This window comes from Streptomyces sp. NPDC001222 (genome assembly GCF_042896945.1).
GTDB classification, from domain to species: Bacteria; Actinomycetota; Actinomycetes; order Streptomycetales; family Streptomycetaceae; genus Streptomyces; species Streptomyces gibsoniae.
Genome location: NZ_JBIAXT010000004.1, coordinates 1 through 14,966, shown reverse-complemented (window position 1 = coordinate 14,966; position 14,966 = coordinate 1). Strand labels below are relative to the sequence as shown.

11 protein-coding genes are annotated in these 14,966 nt (G+C 72.6%); 10 read left to right on the top strand and 1 reads right to left on the bottom strand.

Annotated features, from left to right (window positions below; translation table 11 throughout):
* Nucleotides 1-100: 100 nt before the first annotated feature.
* The 9 genes from ACFY2Z_RS07625 to ACFY2Z_RS07585 all read left to right on the top strand — a co-directional run bounded on the left by ACFY2Z_RS07625 (nucleotide 101) and on the right by ACFY2Z_RS07585 (nucleotide 9,718).
* A complete protein-coding gene (locus ACFY2Z_RS07625) occupies nucleotides 101-274 on the top strand; it encodes a hypothetical protein (protein ID WP_390743250.1) in 174 nt (57 codons plus the stop codon).
* Between the two features lie 203 nt (nucleotides 275-477).
* Nucleotides 478-1,599, top strand: coding sequence for a helix-turn-helix domain-containing protein (locus ACFY2Z_RS07620; RefSeq protein WP_390743249.1), 1,122 nt, complete (start codon nucleotides 478-480; stop codon nucleotides 1,597-1,599).
* Between the two features lie 96 nt (nucleotides 1,600-1,695).
* Nucleotides 1,696-4,497, top strand: coding sequence for a helix-turn-helix transcriptional regulator (locus ACFY2Z_RS07615; protein WP_390743248.1), 2,802 nt, complete (start codon nucleotides 1,696-1,698; stop codon nucleotides 4,495-4,497).
* A gap of 86 nt (nucleotides 4,498-4,583) precedes the next feature.
* On the top strand, nucleotides 4,584-5,339 hold the full coding sequence (locus ACFY2Z_RS07610; protein ID WP_390743247.1) for an alpha/beta fold hydrolase: 756 nt from the start codon (nucleotides 4,584-4,586) through the stop codon (nucleotides 5,337-5,339).
* A gap of 271 nt (nucleotides 5,340-5,610) precedes the next feature.
* Nucleotides 5,611-6,861 carry an ABC transporter substrate-binding protein gene (locus ACFY2Z_RS07605; RefSeq protein ID WP_390743246.1) on the top strand — a complete coding sequence of 417 codons (1,251 nt, stop codon included), beginning with the start codon at nucleotides 5,611-5,613 and terminating at the stop codon, nucleotides 6,859-6,861.
* 25 nt (nucleotides 6,862-6,886) lie between these two features.
* Nucleotides 6,887-7,807, top strand: a complete 921-nt coding sequence (locus ACFY2Z_RS07600) for a carbohydrate ABC transporter permease (RefSeq protein WP_390743526.1) — start codon at nucleotides 6,887-6,889, stop codon at nucleotides 7,805-7,807.
* An 11-nt stretch (nucleotides 7,808-7,818) separates the two neighbouring features.
* Nucleotides 7,819-8,634 carry a carbohydrate ABC transporter permease gene (locus tag ACFY2Z_RS07595; RefSeq protein WP_390743245.1) on the top strand — a complete coding sequence of 272 codons (816 nt, stop codon included), beginning with the start codon at nucleotides 7,819-7,821 and terminating at the stop codon, nucleotides 8,632-8,634.
* A gap of 164 nt (nucleotides 8,635-8,798) precedes the next feature.
* Nucleotides 8,799-9,386 (top strand): TetR/AcrR family transcriptional regulator, encoded by a 588-nt coding sequence (locus ACFY2Z_RS07590; RefSeq protein ID WP_390743244.1) that lies wholly within the window; start codon nucleotides 8,799-8,801, stop codon nucleotides 9,384-9,386.
* Nucleotides 9,387-9,580: 194 nt separating this feature from the next.
* Nucleotides 9,581-9,718 (top strand): hypothetical protein, encoded by a 138-nt coding sequence (locus ACFY2Z_RS07585; protein WP_390743243.1) that lies wholly within the window; start codon nucleotides 9,581-9,583, stop codon nucleotides 9,716-9,718.
* A 159-nt stretch (nucleotides 9,719-9,877) separates the two neighbouring features.
* On the opposite strand, the gene ACFY2Z_RS07580 is transcribed toward ACFY2Z_RS07585, so the two are convergent.
* Nucleotides 9,878-10,264, bottom strand: coding sequence for a hypothetical protein (locus ACFY2Z_RS07580; protein WP_390743242.1), 387 nt, complete (start codon nucleotides 10,262-10,264; stop codon nucleotides 9,878-9,880).
* Between the two features lie 150 nt (nucleotides 10,265-10,414).
* On the opposite strand from ACFY2Z_RS07580, the gene ACFY2Z_RS07575 reads away from it, so the two are divergent.
* Nucleotides 10,415-14,833, top strand: a complete 4,419-nt coding sequence (locus tag ACFY2Z_RS07575; protein ID WP_390743241.1) for an HAD-IC family P-type ATPase — start codon at nucleotides 10,415-10,417, stop codon at nucleotides 14,831-14,833.
* The last annotated feature ends 133 nt before the right edge of the window (nucleotides 14,834-14,966 follow it).

Genomic DNA, 14,966 nt, shown 5'->3' with positions numbered 1-14,966 from the left:
GAACGCGCCGAAGCGGAAGAGCACCGCCGGCGACCGTACGATCACCCTCCCCGGGCTCGGCGATGCTGCCACGCGAGCGGTCAGCGCCGCCGCGAGCCCCGTGGCCACCGCCGGACGTGCACTCACCGCCCGACGCGGACTGCCCCTGTACGCCGGTCTCGGCGCGCTGGCGGTCCTGGGCGCCGTCGAGTGGCCGCTGGCGGTCGGCATCGGCATCGGCTACGCCGTACTGCGGACCAAGGGCCTGCCCACACGGTCCACGGCCGCCAGGTGAGACGGGCGCGGCCCCGCCGGAGCCGTACGGGTCAGCGGGCGCCGTTCACCTGGATCTAGCGGATTCACGCGATGTGCCGCACCTGGGCCCGCTGACACGGTGTTGACGGAAAGCACACCGGCCGAAGGGCGGAGATCATGTCGCCGGATCCATGGACACCGAGGACCGGACAGCTCTCGAGCACACACTGCACCACCGACTCCGTGCCCACCGACCGAAGAACGGCGTACTGGCGCGAGACGCTGTCCCGGACGTTCGGCGCCGTCGACATCGCCGTCCCGGACCAGGTCCCCTCGGGGGCCGTCCGGACCTCCCCGCTGGGCCGGCTCCGGGTCGCCACCGTGAAGAGCGATCCCCTGCGGGCCTGGCGGACCTCACGGCTGATCGCCCAGGGTGGTGACGCCCCTCTTGTCGTCAAGCTCCTGTCCCGGGGTGCCGCCCGGGTCGAGCAGGACGGCCGTGTGGCGGTCCTGGACGACGGTGAGATCGTCTTCTGCGACATGGCGCGCCCGATCCGGATGGAGTTCCCCCGGCCGTTCGAGACGAAGTCCATCGTCCTGCCTCGCCGCCTCCTCGGCCTGCGCGACTGCGACCTTCAGCGGATCACGGCGACGCCCATCCGCCCCGACACCACGCTGGGCTCCCTGCTGTCGCCCTTTCTGACCAGGGTCGTGGACTCGGCGGCGACGTACCCGCCGCGTACCGGTGAGGCGCTGGCCTACAACGTGGTCGACTTCCTCACCGCCCTTGCCGAGGAGCAACTCCGCCAGGACACGGCCGAAAGCCCGAGCGGCACCGGGGTGCTGGTCCTGCGGATCCAGGCGTTCATCGACCGGCACCTGGCCGAACCGAACCTGACGCCCGAGGCCATAGCCCGCGCCCACCAGATCTCCGTGCGCTATCTGCACAAGCTCTTCGAGGCGGAGGACACCACCGTCGGCCGGTGGATCCAGCGACGTCGGCTCCAGGAGTGCCGGCGTGAGCTGGCCCGCCGGCAGGCGGAGGGCCGGACCATCGCCGCAGTGGCCCGCCGGTGGGGTTTCACCAGCGCCGCCCACTTCAGCCGGGCGTTCCGGGCGGTCTACGGGATGTCCCCCACCGAGTGGCGGAACTCCGCGGCGGCACCGGGATCCCCTACGCATCCGCTGCCCAAGGGCGCGCCGGGTGAGCCGGAGCCGGGGGCGCCACGCTGTCGGCATGCCGAACTGCCCGGCGTCCGGCACCGCGCCCACCTCGTCGACGAGGCCGGGGAAACGGCCGGATGCTGCGAGAAGGCCCCCGGCCCCCACCCTCTCGGTCTCACGGCCTCGCCCGTCGAGCGCTGACCTTCCTGCTCCTTCTCCGTCGAACCCCGCCAGGTCTCCGCCGCCTCCACGGGTGTGCGCTGAGCAGCGGTTCTTTGAGATAGTGACCCTCGATGCATGGTCCGTGCGCGCCGAAGCGCCACGGGTGCGGGCAGGAAGGGACGTAGGCAATTGGCGGGGTCGGGCGGATCGCTGTCGCGGCGCGGTCTGCGCGGGCGGGAGGCCGAACTCGCGAAGCTCCGGACGCTGGTCACCTCGGTGGCCCGCACCGGAAGCGGCGCGCTGGCCCTCATCCGGGGGGAACCCGGCATCGGCAAGACCACGCTGCTCACCGAGGCCGCGGAGCGGGCCGGGGCGGCGGGATACTCGGTGGGCCTCGGCAAGGCCGATGAGCTGCATCACATCGTGCCGCTCTCGTCGTTGGCGGCCTGCGTCCTGCACGGGGACCGGCCGCTGCTGTCCGACGACGCCTTCGTCGCTCTCGCCCGCCATCACGACCAGCGGATCTGGCTGGTGGAACGTCTGGCGGAGGCGATCGAGGCCCGGGCGGGGCAGATGCCCGTGCTGATCGCGCTGGACGACGTGCAGTGGGCCGACCCGCTGAGCCGGTTCGCCCTGAAGCAGCTTCCGGCACGCCTGCGGACTTCGCCGGTGCTCTGGATGATCACCGCGCGGCAGGGCCCCACCGGTCCGGCGGAGGAGATCGTCGCCGCCGCGACGGGCGAACTCGCGACCCTCACGGTGCCCCTGGGGCCACTGTCCGGAGCGGCCATCGGGCAACTGGCCGGCGACACCTTGGGGGTAGCCGTCGACGAGCGGGTACGGGACCTGCTCGACGGAGCCGGCGGCAACCCGTTCCTGGCGGTCGAGATGCTCGGGGGACTGCGCGCCGCCGGGGCCTCGGACGATCCCGTGCCTCAGGGCCTCGTGGTGGGGGTGCGCGGCAGGCTCAGGTCCTTGCAGCCCGACACGCTGCGCTTCCTCCAGATGGGAGCGGTGCTGGGACGCGAGTTCGGCTTCCATGACGCCGCCGCGCTCTGCGGCCGCCCGCCCGCCACACTGATCCCGGCGCTCGAGGAGGCGGTGCGCGCCGGGCTCCTCGCCGACGACGGCGATCATCTGGTCTTCCGGCACGATCTGCTGCGTCAGGCCGTCTACGTCGACATCCCCCCGTCGGCCCGCAAGACCCTGCACCGCGAGGCCGCCCACCGTCTCGTCGCCGCAGGCCGCCGGCCGATCGACGCCGTATCGCACATCCTCAGGGGTGCCCTGCCAGGGGACGAGGAGGCCGTGACGCTGCTGCGGCAGGCCGCCGAGGACGTACTGCCGGTCACACCGGGCCTCGCGGCCGATCTGGCGACGCGCGCTCTGGAACTGGTGCCGTCCGCACGGCCGTTGAGGTTCGCGGTGGGTGAGCAGGCGATCGTCTGTCTGACCCGGGCCGGCCGGAACCGGGAGGCGCTGTCGACCGCCGACCGCCTGCTGGCCGACCGCCCGCCGCTGGACGCGTTCAGCCGGCTGCAGGCCGCCCTCGGCGGGACGCTGTGGAGCATGGATCTCGCCGACGAGTTGCGCCGCCGGGCCGAGACGGCTCTGGCCACCGGGGGTGCCACCCCGGAGATCGAGGCGCGGCTGGCCGCCCTGCGCGCGCTCGCCCTGTCCCGGGGCCAGGATCTGGTCGTGGCACGTGAGGCCGGTGGGACCGCGCTGCGTGCCGCCACCGCGATCGGTGACCGGGAGGCGCATGTGCTGGCCCTGTGCGCGCTCGGCGAGATCGCGCTCAACGCGGGTGAGAACGCCGTGGCGCTGGAACACTTCGCCGCGCTCAGCGCCGTCGATCCCGTGTTCCTCCCCGAGGAGATCGTCGCGCATCAGCATCTGGACGACTTCGGAGCGGGCGAACGACTGCTCCTGCGGGCGGCGGACAAGGCCGGAACGTTCCGTCAGGCCATGCTGCTGTGGGGACAGGGGCAGCAGCATCTGGGCCTGGGCAGACTCGACGACGCCGAGGCCGACTTCGTCACGATGGAGCGCCTGGAGGACGACGTACAGGTGCCCGTCCAGCAGGTGAACGCGCGGGTGATCCGTTCCCGGATCGCGCTGCTGCGCGGCGATCGCGAGGCGGCGCGGCGGCATCTGACCGCGGCGCGTGAACGGCTGGCGGTCAAACCGAACCCGGGCAACACGGCCGCGGTGCGCTTCCTGGAGGCGGTCCACGCCGAGGCCGACGGCGACGCGGCGCTCGCCGTCGACAGGATCCGGCGCGTGCAGGACGAAGGTCCCTTCATGCGCTGGCGGCTGTTGCGCGACTGGGTCGACTCGGCGATACGCATGGCGCTGCGCGGCGCGGACCACGCTCTCGCCGCGGACCTCGCCGCTCAGGCAAAGGCGCACGCCGCACGCAACCCGTCCGTGCCCACCGCAGGCGGCATCGCCGCGCAGGCCCTCGGGCTCGTAGGCGAGGATCTCACGCTGCTGGAGCGCGCCGTGACGCTGCTGCGGGCGAGTCCTCGTCCGCTGGTCCGGGCCGCCGCGCACGCCGACCTCGGGCAGGCGCTCCTGGCGGCGGGCCGAAGGCCGGAGGCGGTGACCGCCCTGACCGAGGCCCATGGCACCTTCACCGAGTCGGGCGCGCAGGCCGCGGCGGCGCGCGTGCAGCGCGACCTGGAGACCGCGGGCGCGCAGGGCCGCGGGGCAGCGGCCGCAGAGCGCCCGGTCCAGGGGTGGGAGGCCCTCACGGCCTCGGAGAAGAAGATCGCGCGCATCATCGCCGAGGGCCACACCAACCGGTCGGCCGCCGACCTGCTCGTCGTCTCCCCGCACACCGTCAACACTCATCTGACCTCCGTCTTCCGCAAGCTGTCGGTGAACTCCCGGGTTCAGCTCGCCAACCTGGTCAGGGCGTTGCCCGGCGACTGAGCGGACCGGTTGGTACGTTCACGCGATGCCCGTCCTGGTCGGGTGCGCTTGGCTGGGACGTCGTTCTCAGTCGGAGGTCACCGGCCATGCACCAGTCCACCCCCCAACCGCCGGCCGTCGTGCTCGTGCACGGGGCGTTCACGGACGCCTCGTGCTGGGCCGGGGTGATCGGTGTCCTGCACGCCGCCGGGTTACCGGTCCGCGCTCCCGCCAATCCGCTGCGCGGTCTGGCCCAGGACGCCGCCTACCTCCGAAGTGTGCTGGGCCACCTCGGGATCCCGGTCGTCCTGGTCGGCCACGGCTACGGTGGCGCGGTCATCACGGAGGCCGCCACCGACGCCGACAACGTCGTGGCGCTGTGCTACGTAGCGGCGTTCGCCCTGGACGCCGGGGAGTGCGTCCTCGACATCACCGCTCGCTTTCCCCTGATGCCGGGGTCCGACGCGACGGTCGAGACCGGGTACGGCGTCGGTGGGGAGGGCGAGTTGTCCCTCCGCGCGGAACGGTTCCCGCAGGTGTACGCGGCCGATCTGCCGCCCCGTGTCACTCGGGTGCGGTCGGTGGCGCAGCGCTCGATCGCCCGGCGGGCACTGACCGGCAGAGCGGGGCCGCCTGCCTGGGCCGGGAAACCGTCCTGGTACGCCATCGCGACCGCCGACCGGATGCTCAACCCCACCGCTCAGCGCTTCATGGCGCAGCGCATGGCCGCCGTCGAACACTTCCTGGACAGCTCACACGCGGTGATGCTGTCCCGGCCCGAGGCCGTGGCGGCGATGATCCGGGAGGCGGCCGCACAGGGCGCCGGCCGCGAGGACGGCGAGGGACCGGGGCAGGTCTTCTGAGCCGATGAGAAAGGCGACTCCGGGCCTCGCGCCGCGATGCTCTCCGGGGCCTCGCGCCGTGATGCCCGGGGCCGACCGTCCGACGAGCCGACCAGGTCCGATATCCTGCGTTCGAATCGGAAGAAGCCGGTATGGGCCGTCTTGTCGTCGACCCTGAAGCCTGGCCTTCGCCCGCGGGCCCATGCCGACCCCGTCGTCATGGGACGTCCGGGATCCCGCCTCTCCCGACCGGACACCCCGTCCCAAGACGTCGCTCGGCAAAGGCATCAGCATGATCTCATCGGCCGGACCGGCCGCGCGGCGGTTCGCCGCCCTCCTGGGAACCGTCGTCCTGACCCTGGCCGCCGCCGGGTGCGGTGCCACCACCGGAGCCGGCTCGGCCACGGGCGAGGTCGCCTCCATCACCGCCCTCGACTACTACACCGACGCCACCGAGCACGCCCAGTGGGGCGAGCGGCTCACCGCCTGCGGCAGGACCGTAGGCGTCAAGGTCGAGCACGCCAGCGTGCCGGGGACCTCGCTCATACCCAAGGTGCTGCAGCAGGCATCGTCGCGCACCCTTCCCGATCTGTTGATGCTGGACAACCCGGACCTGCAGCAGATCGCCCGGACCGGCGCGCTCACCCCGCTGGACCGGTACGGCGTCGACACCGGCGGATTCACCAAGGGGATCGTGTCGGCGGGCACGTACCAGGGGAAGGTGTACGGGCTGGCCCCCACCGTCAGCACGGTCGCGCTCTTCTACAACAAGGACATGCTCGCCGAGGCCGGGGTCGCCGTGCCGAGGACCTGGGACGAGCTGAGGACGGCGGCACAGAGGCTGACCCGCCCGGGGCGCTACGGCATGGCGCTCGACGCGAACGCCGGGTTCGAGGGCACATGGCAGTTCATGCCGTTCCTGTGGTCCAACGGCGGGGACGAGACACGGCTGGACAGCCCGCAGGCCGCGCAGGCGCTCCGGCTCTGGGTCGACCTGGTGAAGAGCGGATCCATGTCGAGGTCGGTGCTGAACTGGAACCAGTCCGACCTCCACGATCAGTTCGTCGCCGGCAGGACGGCCATGATGGTCAACGGCCCCTGGCGGATCCACGCCATGGAGCAGGTCAAAAACCTGCACTGGGGGGTCGCGCCGCTTCCAGTCCCCCGGGCCGGGCTGACTCCCGTCACCCCGCTCGGCGGTGAGGTGTGGACCGTACCGCAAAGCGCTTCCGAGGACCGGCGGGAGAAGGCCGCCCGGGTGCTCGCCTGCCTCAACGACCCCGCCGACATGCTCACCCTGGCCAAGCAGTACCTCACCGTGCCCTCCCGCTCCGCGGTGGCCGCCCGCTATGCCGAGCAGGTCCCGTCGATGGCCGCGTTCGTCCGAAGCGTCGGGAGCGCCCGGTCCCGCACCGCCCGACTCGGCGTGAAGTGGCCCGCGGCGGCGACCGGGATCTACACCGCGATCCAGTCCGCGCTGACCGGCGAACAGACTCCGGAGGAGGCACTCGAGCGTGCACAGCGGATCGCGACCCGCCCCTGAGGCCGCCCCGGACGACGCCGGGGAGATGGACGCGCCCTGCGAGGACCGGAACGCGACCCGGGCCCGCTTCCGGGAGTCGTTCGCCCGCTGGATGTTCGTCGCACCCGCCCTGACCTATCTGCTGCTGTTCTTCGGCTACCCCGTCGTCAAGAACATCGTGATGAGCCTGCAGCAGTACACGACCACGACCTTCTACACCGGTGCCGCGCCGTTCGTGGGGGCCCGGAACTACGCGGAGATCCTGACGTCGGGCGAGTTCCCCGCCACCGTGCTGACCACGGCAGTGTTCACCGCCGGTTCGCTCTGCGGGCAGTTCGTGCTCGGTCTGGTCCTCGCCGTGTTCTTCCAGCGCAGATTCCCGCTCGGCGGCGTGCTGCGGTCGCTTCTGCTGCTCCCGTGGCTGCTGCCGCTGGTCGCCTCCGGAACGACATGGAGGTGGATGCTCGACACCGACTCGGGGGTCGTCAACGACGTTCTGCGCCACCTCCACCTGGTGTCGTCCGGCATCCCCTGGCTCACCGGCACCTCACAGGCGCTCCTGTCGGTGATCCTGGTCAACGTCTGGGTCGGCATCCCCTTCAACACCGCGATCCTGTACGGCGGCCTCCAGGACATCCCGGTGCATCTGTACGAGGCGGCGAAGCTGGACGGCGCCGGTCCGACGGCCGCGTTCCGCCATGTCACCTGGCCGATGCTGCGTCCCGTGGCCGGCGTCGTAGTGCTGCTGGACCTCGTCTACACGGTCAAGGTGCTGGACATCATCCTCGTCGTGACGGGCGGAGGACCGGCCGACGCCACCGAGACCCTCGCCACCCGGGCCTATGAACTGTCCTTCCAGCAGTTCGAGTTCGGGCGCGGTGCTGCGATGAGCAATGTCCTCGTCGCCGTCTCGCTCGTCTTCGCCCTCGCCCATCTGCGCGCCCGGCGCCGCGCCCGGGACCTCTGAGAGGCGCTGCCATGAAACGCGAACCCCGCCGTGGCCTGCCGTCCACGCTCGCCGGGATCGTCCTGCTCGCGCTGATGCTGTTCCCCGTCTACTGGATGGTGAACGCCTCCCTCCAGCCGACGGGCACCGCCCTCGGGGCAGGCTGGTTTCCCCTGCACCCGGACTTCGGCGGTTACGCCACCGCGCTGCGCGACCAGGGCGGCAACCTCGTCACCAGCCTCGTCGTGGCCCTCGGCAGCGTGGTGCTCAGCCTCGGCCTCGCGGCCCCGGCGGCCTACGCGCTGGCCCGGTTCCCCCTCCGGGGAGTCAACGCGGTGCTCTTCGCCGTTCTCGTCACCCAGATGGTGCCGGACATCGTCGTGGCCGACGCGCTCTACGGCGCCTACAACGACCTGGGACTCCTCAACTCCCGTGCCGGATTGGTCCTCGCCGACTCCACCGCCGGTGTCCCCTTCTCGATCCTCGTCCTCCGCTCGTCCATGCAGGGCATTCCCCGGGAGATCGTCGAGGCCGCGCGGGTGGACGGCGCCGGGCGGCTGCGCATCCTTTTCTCCGTAGTGCTCCCGGTGAGCCGCAACGCACTGGTCACGGCCGCCGTGTTCACCTTTCTCTTCGCCTGGAGCGACTTCCTCTTCGCCCTCACGCTGACCACCACTCAGAGCGTGCGGCCGATCACCCTGGGCCTCTATCAGTACATCGGCGCTCACACCCACCAGTGGAACGCCACCATGGCCACCGCCGTGCTGGCGTCCGTCCCGGCGGCCGTGCTGCTCGTCGTCGCTCAGCGCCACGTCGCCGCCGGCGCCACCGGCGGATCCGTCAAGTGAGCAGCGAAATTTCGGGCACTCCTCACAAGCTCGTCCGAATACAGAAAAGAAAGGGAGAAGGCGTCGCCAGGAATTCCCTCGACCGTCATTTCATCGCGGAGAAAGCGTAATGGGAGAGCCGGACTCGGCCGCTCGCCTACGACACCATGAGGTATGCTGCGCGCATGCACGGTGATCAAGCGGGACTTGAATACGCATTCTCGCCGAATCGGGCGGAGAAGCGGACACAAATCATCGAAGCAGCCAAGCAGGTCCTGCTGGAGCACGGGCTCGAAGGGTGCACGGTGCGGGCGGTCGCGGCAGCGAGTCCGCTGACTAAAAGCGCGATCCACTACTACTTTCAGGACATGAACGACCTGGTGGACACGGCCATGACCGCGCACATCGCCGCATTCGTCCGCACGGTCCGCGACGCGGCGACCCGGGAGACGGATCCGCTCCGGCGATTCTGGGCGGCCACCGAGTCGTATCTCTCCCTGTTCCAGGGCGAGCCGCGAGCCATCATGCTGTGGCACGAGTACTGGATGCATTGTGTGCGGCAGGGACGGCTCACCGCGATCGACGGAATGTTCCGAGAGGCGACGTCCATTTTCCTTGACTTGCTGTCCGCAATCAATGTCGAAGACGCTCCCAGGCGCGCCCGGATGCTCACCTCTTATTTGATCGGCACCGCCACGAGGCAGACGGTCAGCCAACATGCGTTCACCGCCGTACAGGCGGAGATAAGCCTGATCTGTTCGGTCGGCGGATAGATCGCGAAGACCGGTGGCCACCTCTCCCGGAGCGGGAGGCAGCCACCGGCGCGTTGCCGTCCCAACCGCAGGTGTGACCCCAGCTGTTCACCGAAGCGACATCACATGTACGTCCCTACGGCACCCGTCGCGGAGGAAACAGGCGCACCTTCGGATATCGGACATCCGTAACCGAGTACAGAAAGTCAGCCGACATGGGCGAAATTCTTGTAGCCGTGGCCGCGAAGATCGGTCTCGCGCTGGCCGAGACGATCCTTCTGCGTCTCGCGTGGCAGCTGTGGGCCGCGTACGGCCGTCATGTGCGCACGGCCGCTGCCCCGGCCGCCGCCTGACGCACGGCCGCGACACCGACCACCCCCACCGCGCGCCCCATACCGGCCGCGACGGCGAACACACCGCCGCACCGGCCGCGGACATACGGGCATGAGGCACGCACGCGACCCGGCGCGGCGCCGTCGACGCCGCGCGCCGTCGGGTGACCGGCTACGGCCTCAGAGACCGCTCCCGGTCACGTCGCGGCCCCCGCGGTAGTTCTCGGCCGGCGGTTCGGCCCCCTGGTCCCGCCTCCTGCCGCCGCGCAGCAGCCAGGTGGCTCCGCCGACGGCCAGCGCGATCGGCCATTCCAGAGCCCCCGCCACGGCCATCGCGCCGAGACCCCCGTAGAACACGACGTCCTTGGTCGTCGGCATGCCCGGGACCCGTGACGTCGCCGCCCTCGCCGTACTCGTCACGTCGTCCCGGGTGATGTAGGGAAGCTTCAGCGACGGGTGCAGCGTGAGCGTATGAAGGTGCAGTCCGCCACCTTCATGCGCGTGCGTCTCCGGGGACTGTCTCTGGGACGTCTCCCGCTGCGGTGCGGTGCCTACTGTCTTGGCCATCCCACTGCCCTCCTCTCAGAGCGTTACATCCCTTGATTCCATTTTGACCCGCTTGGGGCAGTTTGGGGCTTTCACCGGATTGAAACCTACGTCGTGTGGCTACTCGTGCAACCGGAGTCAACCCACCGGGCCGGGAGCAGGTGATGCGTGGTGGCACTGCCGGGAGGCACGCTGCTGCGGACCGTCGTGTCCTGCGCGGCCGCCGTACTGCAGGGCGACACGTGCCGGCGCATACGGCACTTCGACGGGCGTGCCCATGTGGCCGTGCGAGGTCTGCGGGAGGGCGAGTTGCCCCCCGCCAGGACCAGGAAGCTCGCCGAGGAGGTCGAGCGGCGGCTCGCCGAGGTGCCGGGGGTGGCCTGGGCGGTGGCCAACACGGTGCTCGGGCATGTCGTCGTCGCCGCCGCGACCGGGTACGGCGCCGAGGACGTCGTCGAGACCGTCGCCGAGGCGGTCGAGACCATCGAGGAGGCCCACGACATCGACCTCCCCCTGCCCGACCATCCGCTCTCCGGCCGGGCGTCCCGGCGCGCGGGGTCGGCGATGGCCCTGCACATGGCCGCGGCGCCGCTGGCCGCGGCGGCGGTGCTGGTGCGCAGGGCTCCCCTGCCGTCCTCGGTGGCCGCGCTCGCCCCCCTCGTCGAGACGATGCCCCGGCTGCGCTCCCTGGTGGAGCGGGCGGTCGGCCCCGAGTACGCCGGACTGCTCATGGCCGGGCTCACGGCCCTGGGCCAGGCCGGCTCCGGGGGCCTCCTCGGTACCGGCGTGGACACCGTCCGGCACGCCCTGCGGATCCTGGAGGCGAACGCGGAGGAGGCGACCTGGGCCGCGGCCGAGCCGCGCCTCGCGGGCAGCGCCGAGGCGGTCGCCCACCACGCGGCGCCCCCGCTCCCCCGCGAGACCCCGCTGCGGCAGGGGCCCGTCGAGCGTTACGCCGATCAGGTGCCGCTCGTGGCCGCGGCGTCCTTCGCCGGCTCCCTCCTCGTCACCCGGCGCCCCTCGAAGGCCGCCGGCGGTGCGCTGGCGGCGATCCCCAAGGCTCCGCTGCTGGCCCGTGAAGGCTTCGCCTGCGCCCTGGGCCGGGGCCTGGCGCGCCAGGGTGTCCTGGTGGCCGAGCCCCGCGCGCTGCGTCGGCTGGACCGGATCGGCACGCTGCTCCTCGACACGGATGTGCTGGCCACGGGCTCCCATGTGCTGGCCGATCTGGTGCCCCTCGACGACGCGCCCGCGGGAGAACTCGCCGCGCGGGCCCACCGGCTCTTCGACGGTTCCGCGCCCGAGCGGCTGTCCGTGGACGACGAGTGGGCGCTCGGGCCCGTCGAGGACCTCGCGCTGGACGGGGACACAGACGCAGACACGGTCGCGGGGGCCCGGGAGCGGCTGGAACGCGACGGCGCGCGGATCGTGCTCGGCCTGGCGCGGGGGCGGCGCCTGCACGCCGTGGTCAGCGTGGTGCCGCGGCTGCACGACGCAGCCGGGGCCTTCGTGCCCGCCGCCCACGCCGCCGGGCTGACCGTCGTGGTCACCGGCGGGTACGCGCGGGAACCGGCCGTGCGGGAGGCCGACGTCGTGCGCGACGCGGGCGAGCAGGTCCTCGACGTCGTACGGGACCTCCAGCGCGACGGCACCGGGGTGCTGCTGGTCTCCCGCGACCGGACCGCGCTGCAGGCCGCCGACGTGGGGGTGGGCGTGGCCGACCCCGACAGCGGGCCGCCCTGGGGCGCTGACCTGTACGTGGACCGGGATCCGGCGGCGACCGTCGTCCTCGTGCACGCCTGTCGCGCCGCTCGGGACAGCGCCCACCGGGGAGTGCGGCTGGCACAGGCCTCCGCCGCGGTCGGCGCCACGGCGGCGGTGGCGGGGCAGGCGCGGCGGGCCGCGACACACAGCACGACGGCGTTCAACGCGGCGGCCGCCCTCGGCACGGCCGCCGGTGTCTGGTCGGCGGCACGGCTGCTGCGGCGGCCCCTGCCGCTGACCGATGTGTCCCAGCACCCCTGGCACGCGATGGACCCGGCCACCGTGCTCGCCCGGACCGGGAGCAGGGACGCCGGGCTGACCCCGGACGAGGTGCGGGAGCGGGGCATCGCCCGGGGCGAGGAGGTGCGGACGACCTCGCTCGGCCGGGCCTATCTCACCGAGATGGCCAATCCGCTCACGCCCGTGCTGGGAGCCGGCGCGGCCATGTCCGCGTCCGTGGGAGCCGTCCTCGACGCCGTCGTCATCGTGGCCGTCACCGCGCTGTCCGGGCTCTTCGGCGGTTTCCAGCGCCATCGGACCGACCGGGCGGTGGCCCGGCTGCGGCGCAAGTCGGCCGTCATGGCGAAGGCGGTGCGCAGCGGCACGGACACCGTCGTCCCCGCGCGGAACCTGACCGTGGGCGACGTGGTGCGGCTGGACGCGGGTGACGTCGTACCGGCCGACGCCCGCCTGCTGGAGGCACACCACCTGGAGACCGACGAGTCGGCGCTCACCGGCGAGTCGCTCCCGGTGGCCAAGGACGTCGCGCCGGTACTGGCCTCGGGCCTCGCGGATCGTACGTCGATGGTCTACGAGGGCACCACGGTCGCGGCGGGCCGTGGCCGCGCGGTCGTGGTCGCGACCGGCCCCGCGACCGAGGCGAGCCGGGCCGCGGCGATCGGCCGGGGCGCCGCCCCCGCCGTCGGGGTGGAGCGCAGGCTCGCCCGGATCACCCGCGGCACCCTGCCGGTGGCGCTCGGTTCGGCCGCGGCGGTGATGGCGGCCGGCGCCCTGCGCGGACGCCCGGCCCGGGACACCGTCGGCGCGGGCGTGGGGCTCGCCGTGGCCAGCGTTCCCGAGGGGCTGCCGTTTCTGGTGTCGGCGGCCCAACTCGCCTCCGCCAGAAGGCTTTCCACCCTGGGCGCCCTGGTCCGGGATCCCCGTACCATCGAGGCGGCCGGCCGCACCGACGTGCTCTGCTTCGACAAGACCGGAACCCTCACCCACGGACGCATCTCCCTCGTCTCCGTCGCGGCGGACGGCGACAGCCGGCGCCTGGAGTCACTCGGCGACGCACAGCGCTCCGTGCTCGCCGTCGCGCTGCGGGCCACACCGCGCCCGCACGGCGAGGGCGGGCTCGCCCACGCCACCGACGGCGCGGTCGCCGCGGGGGCGCAGGAGGCAGGGGTGCGCAGGACGACGGGCGCGCCCGGCTGGCAGCGTCTGTCCGCTCTGCCGTTCGAGCCGAGTCGCGGCTTCCACGCCACGCTGTGCCGGTCCGAGGGCCACCGCATCCTGTCGGTGAAGGGAGCCCCCGAGGAGGTCGTCGGACGCTGCGCCACCCGCGGCGGCCGGCCGCTGGACGAGGCGGGCCGAGCGGACATCCTCGCCGCCGGGGAGAGACTGGCGGCCGAGGGCCACCGCGTCCTCGCCGTCGCCGAACTCCACGACGCCCCCGAGGGCGACCTCACGGACGAGGCCGTGCGGGGGCTCGACTTCGCCGGTTTCCTGGCGTTCGCCGACCGCGTGCGCAAGACCGCCGCGGCCGCGGTGCGCCACCTCGCGGAAGCGGGCGTGCACATCGTGATGATCACCGGCGACCACCCGGCCACCGCCGGCTCGACCGCCGCCGAACTGGGCGTCCTGGACGACAGACGTGTGGTGACCGGTGCCGAGCTCGACGACCTCGACGACCACGCCCTCGACGCGCTGCTGCCCGACATCGGTGTGGTCGCGCGGGGCACCCCCGTGCACAAGGTCCGTATCGTGCAGGCGTTCCAGCGCCTCGGCCGCACGGTCGCGATGACCGGCGACGGCGCCAACGACGCGCCCGCCATCCGGCTCGCCGACATCGGGATCGCCTTCGGCACCCGCGCCACCCCGGCCGCTCGGGCGGCGGCCGACCTGGTGGTCACCGACGACCGGTTGGAGACGGTCCTCGCCACCCTGGTTGAGGGGCGCGCCATGTGGGCCTCGGTGCGTCAGGCCCTGGCGATCCTGGTGGGCGGCAACCTCGGGGAGATCGCGTTCACGCTGCTCGGTGCGGCCGCCACCGGCACCTCCCCGCTGACGGCCCGTCAACTGCTGTTGGTCAACCTGTTCACGGACCTCGCACCTGCCATGGCCATGGCGCTGCGCCCGCCCGAGGCCGCCGACCGCATGCTCCACGAAGGCCCCGAGGTCTCGCTCGGTACGGCGCTGACCGAGGAGACCGTGTGCCGCGCCGTGGCCACCACCCTCGGCGCGACGGCCGGTTGGCTCGCCGCGCGGTTCACCGGGCGCCGCGCCCGGGCCCGTACCGTCGCGCTGGTCGCGCTGGTGGGCTCCCAGCTCGGCCAGACGCTGCTGGCCGGGGGCCGGAGCAGATCGATCGTCGTCTCCTCCCTGGGCTCCCTTGCGGCGCTGGCGGCCGTCGTCCAGACCCCGGTGCTCAGCCAGTTCTTCGGCTGTACGCCCCTCGGCCCGGCCGCCTGGGCCATCGCCCTGTCCGCGGCGACCGGGGCGACGGTCGTCTCACCGTTCCTCCCGGCCCTGGTCCACCGGGTGAGCACCCTCGTACCGCGACCGGAGAAGCGGCCGCAGCAGCAACCGGCCGTCGTTCCGGCCTAGAGGGCTGATGAAGATCTTGGTGAGGGGCTGTCCGGCCGTAGGCCGGGCAGCCCCTGTTCGCTATGCGGTGGCCGGGGCGAGTTGCCAGCGGCCGCCAGTGTGGGTGAGTCCGAGGTTGATCAGTCGGCGAAGG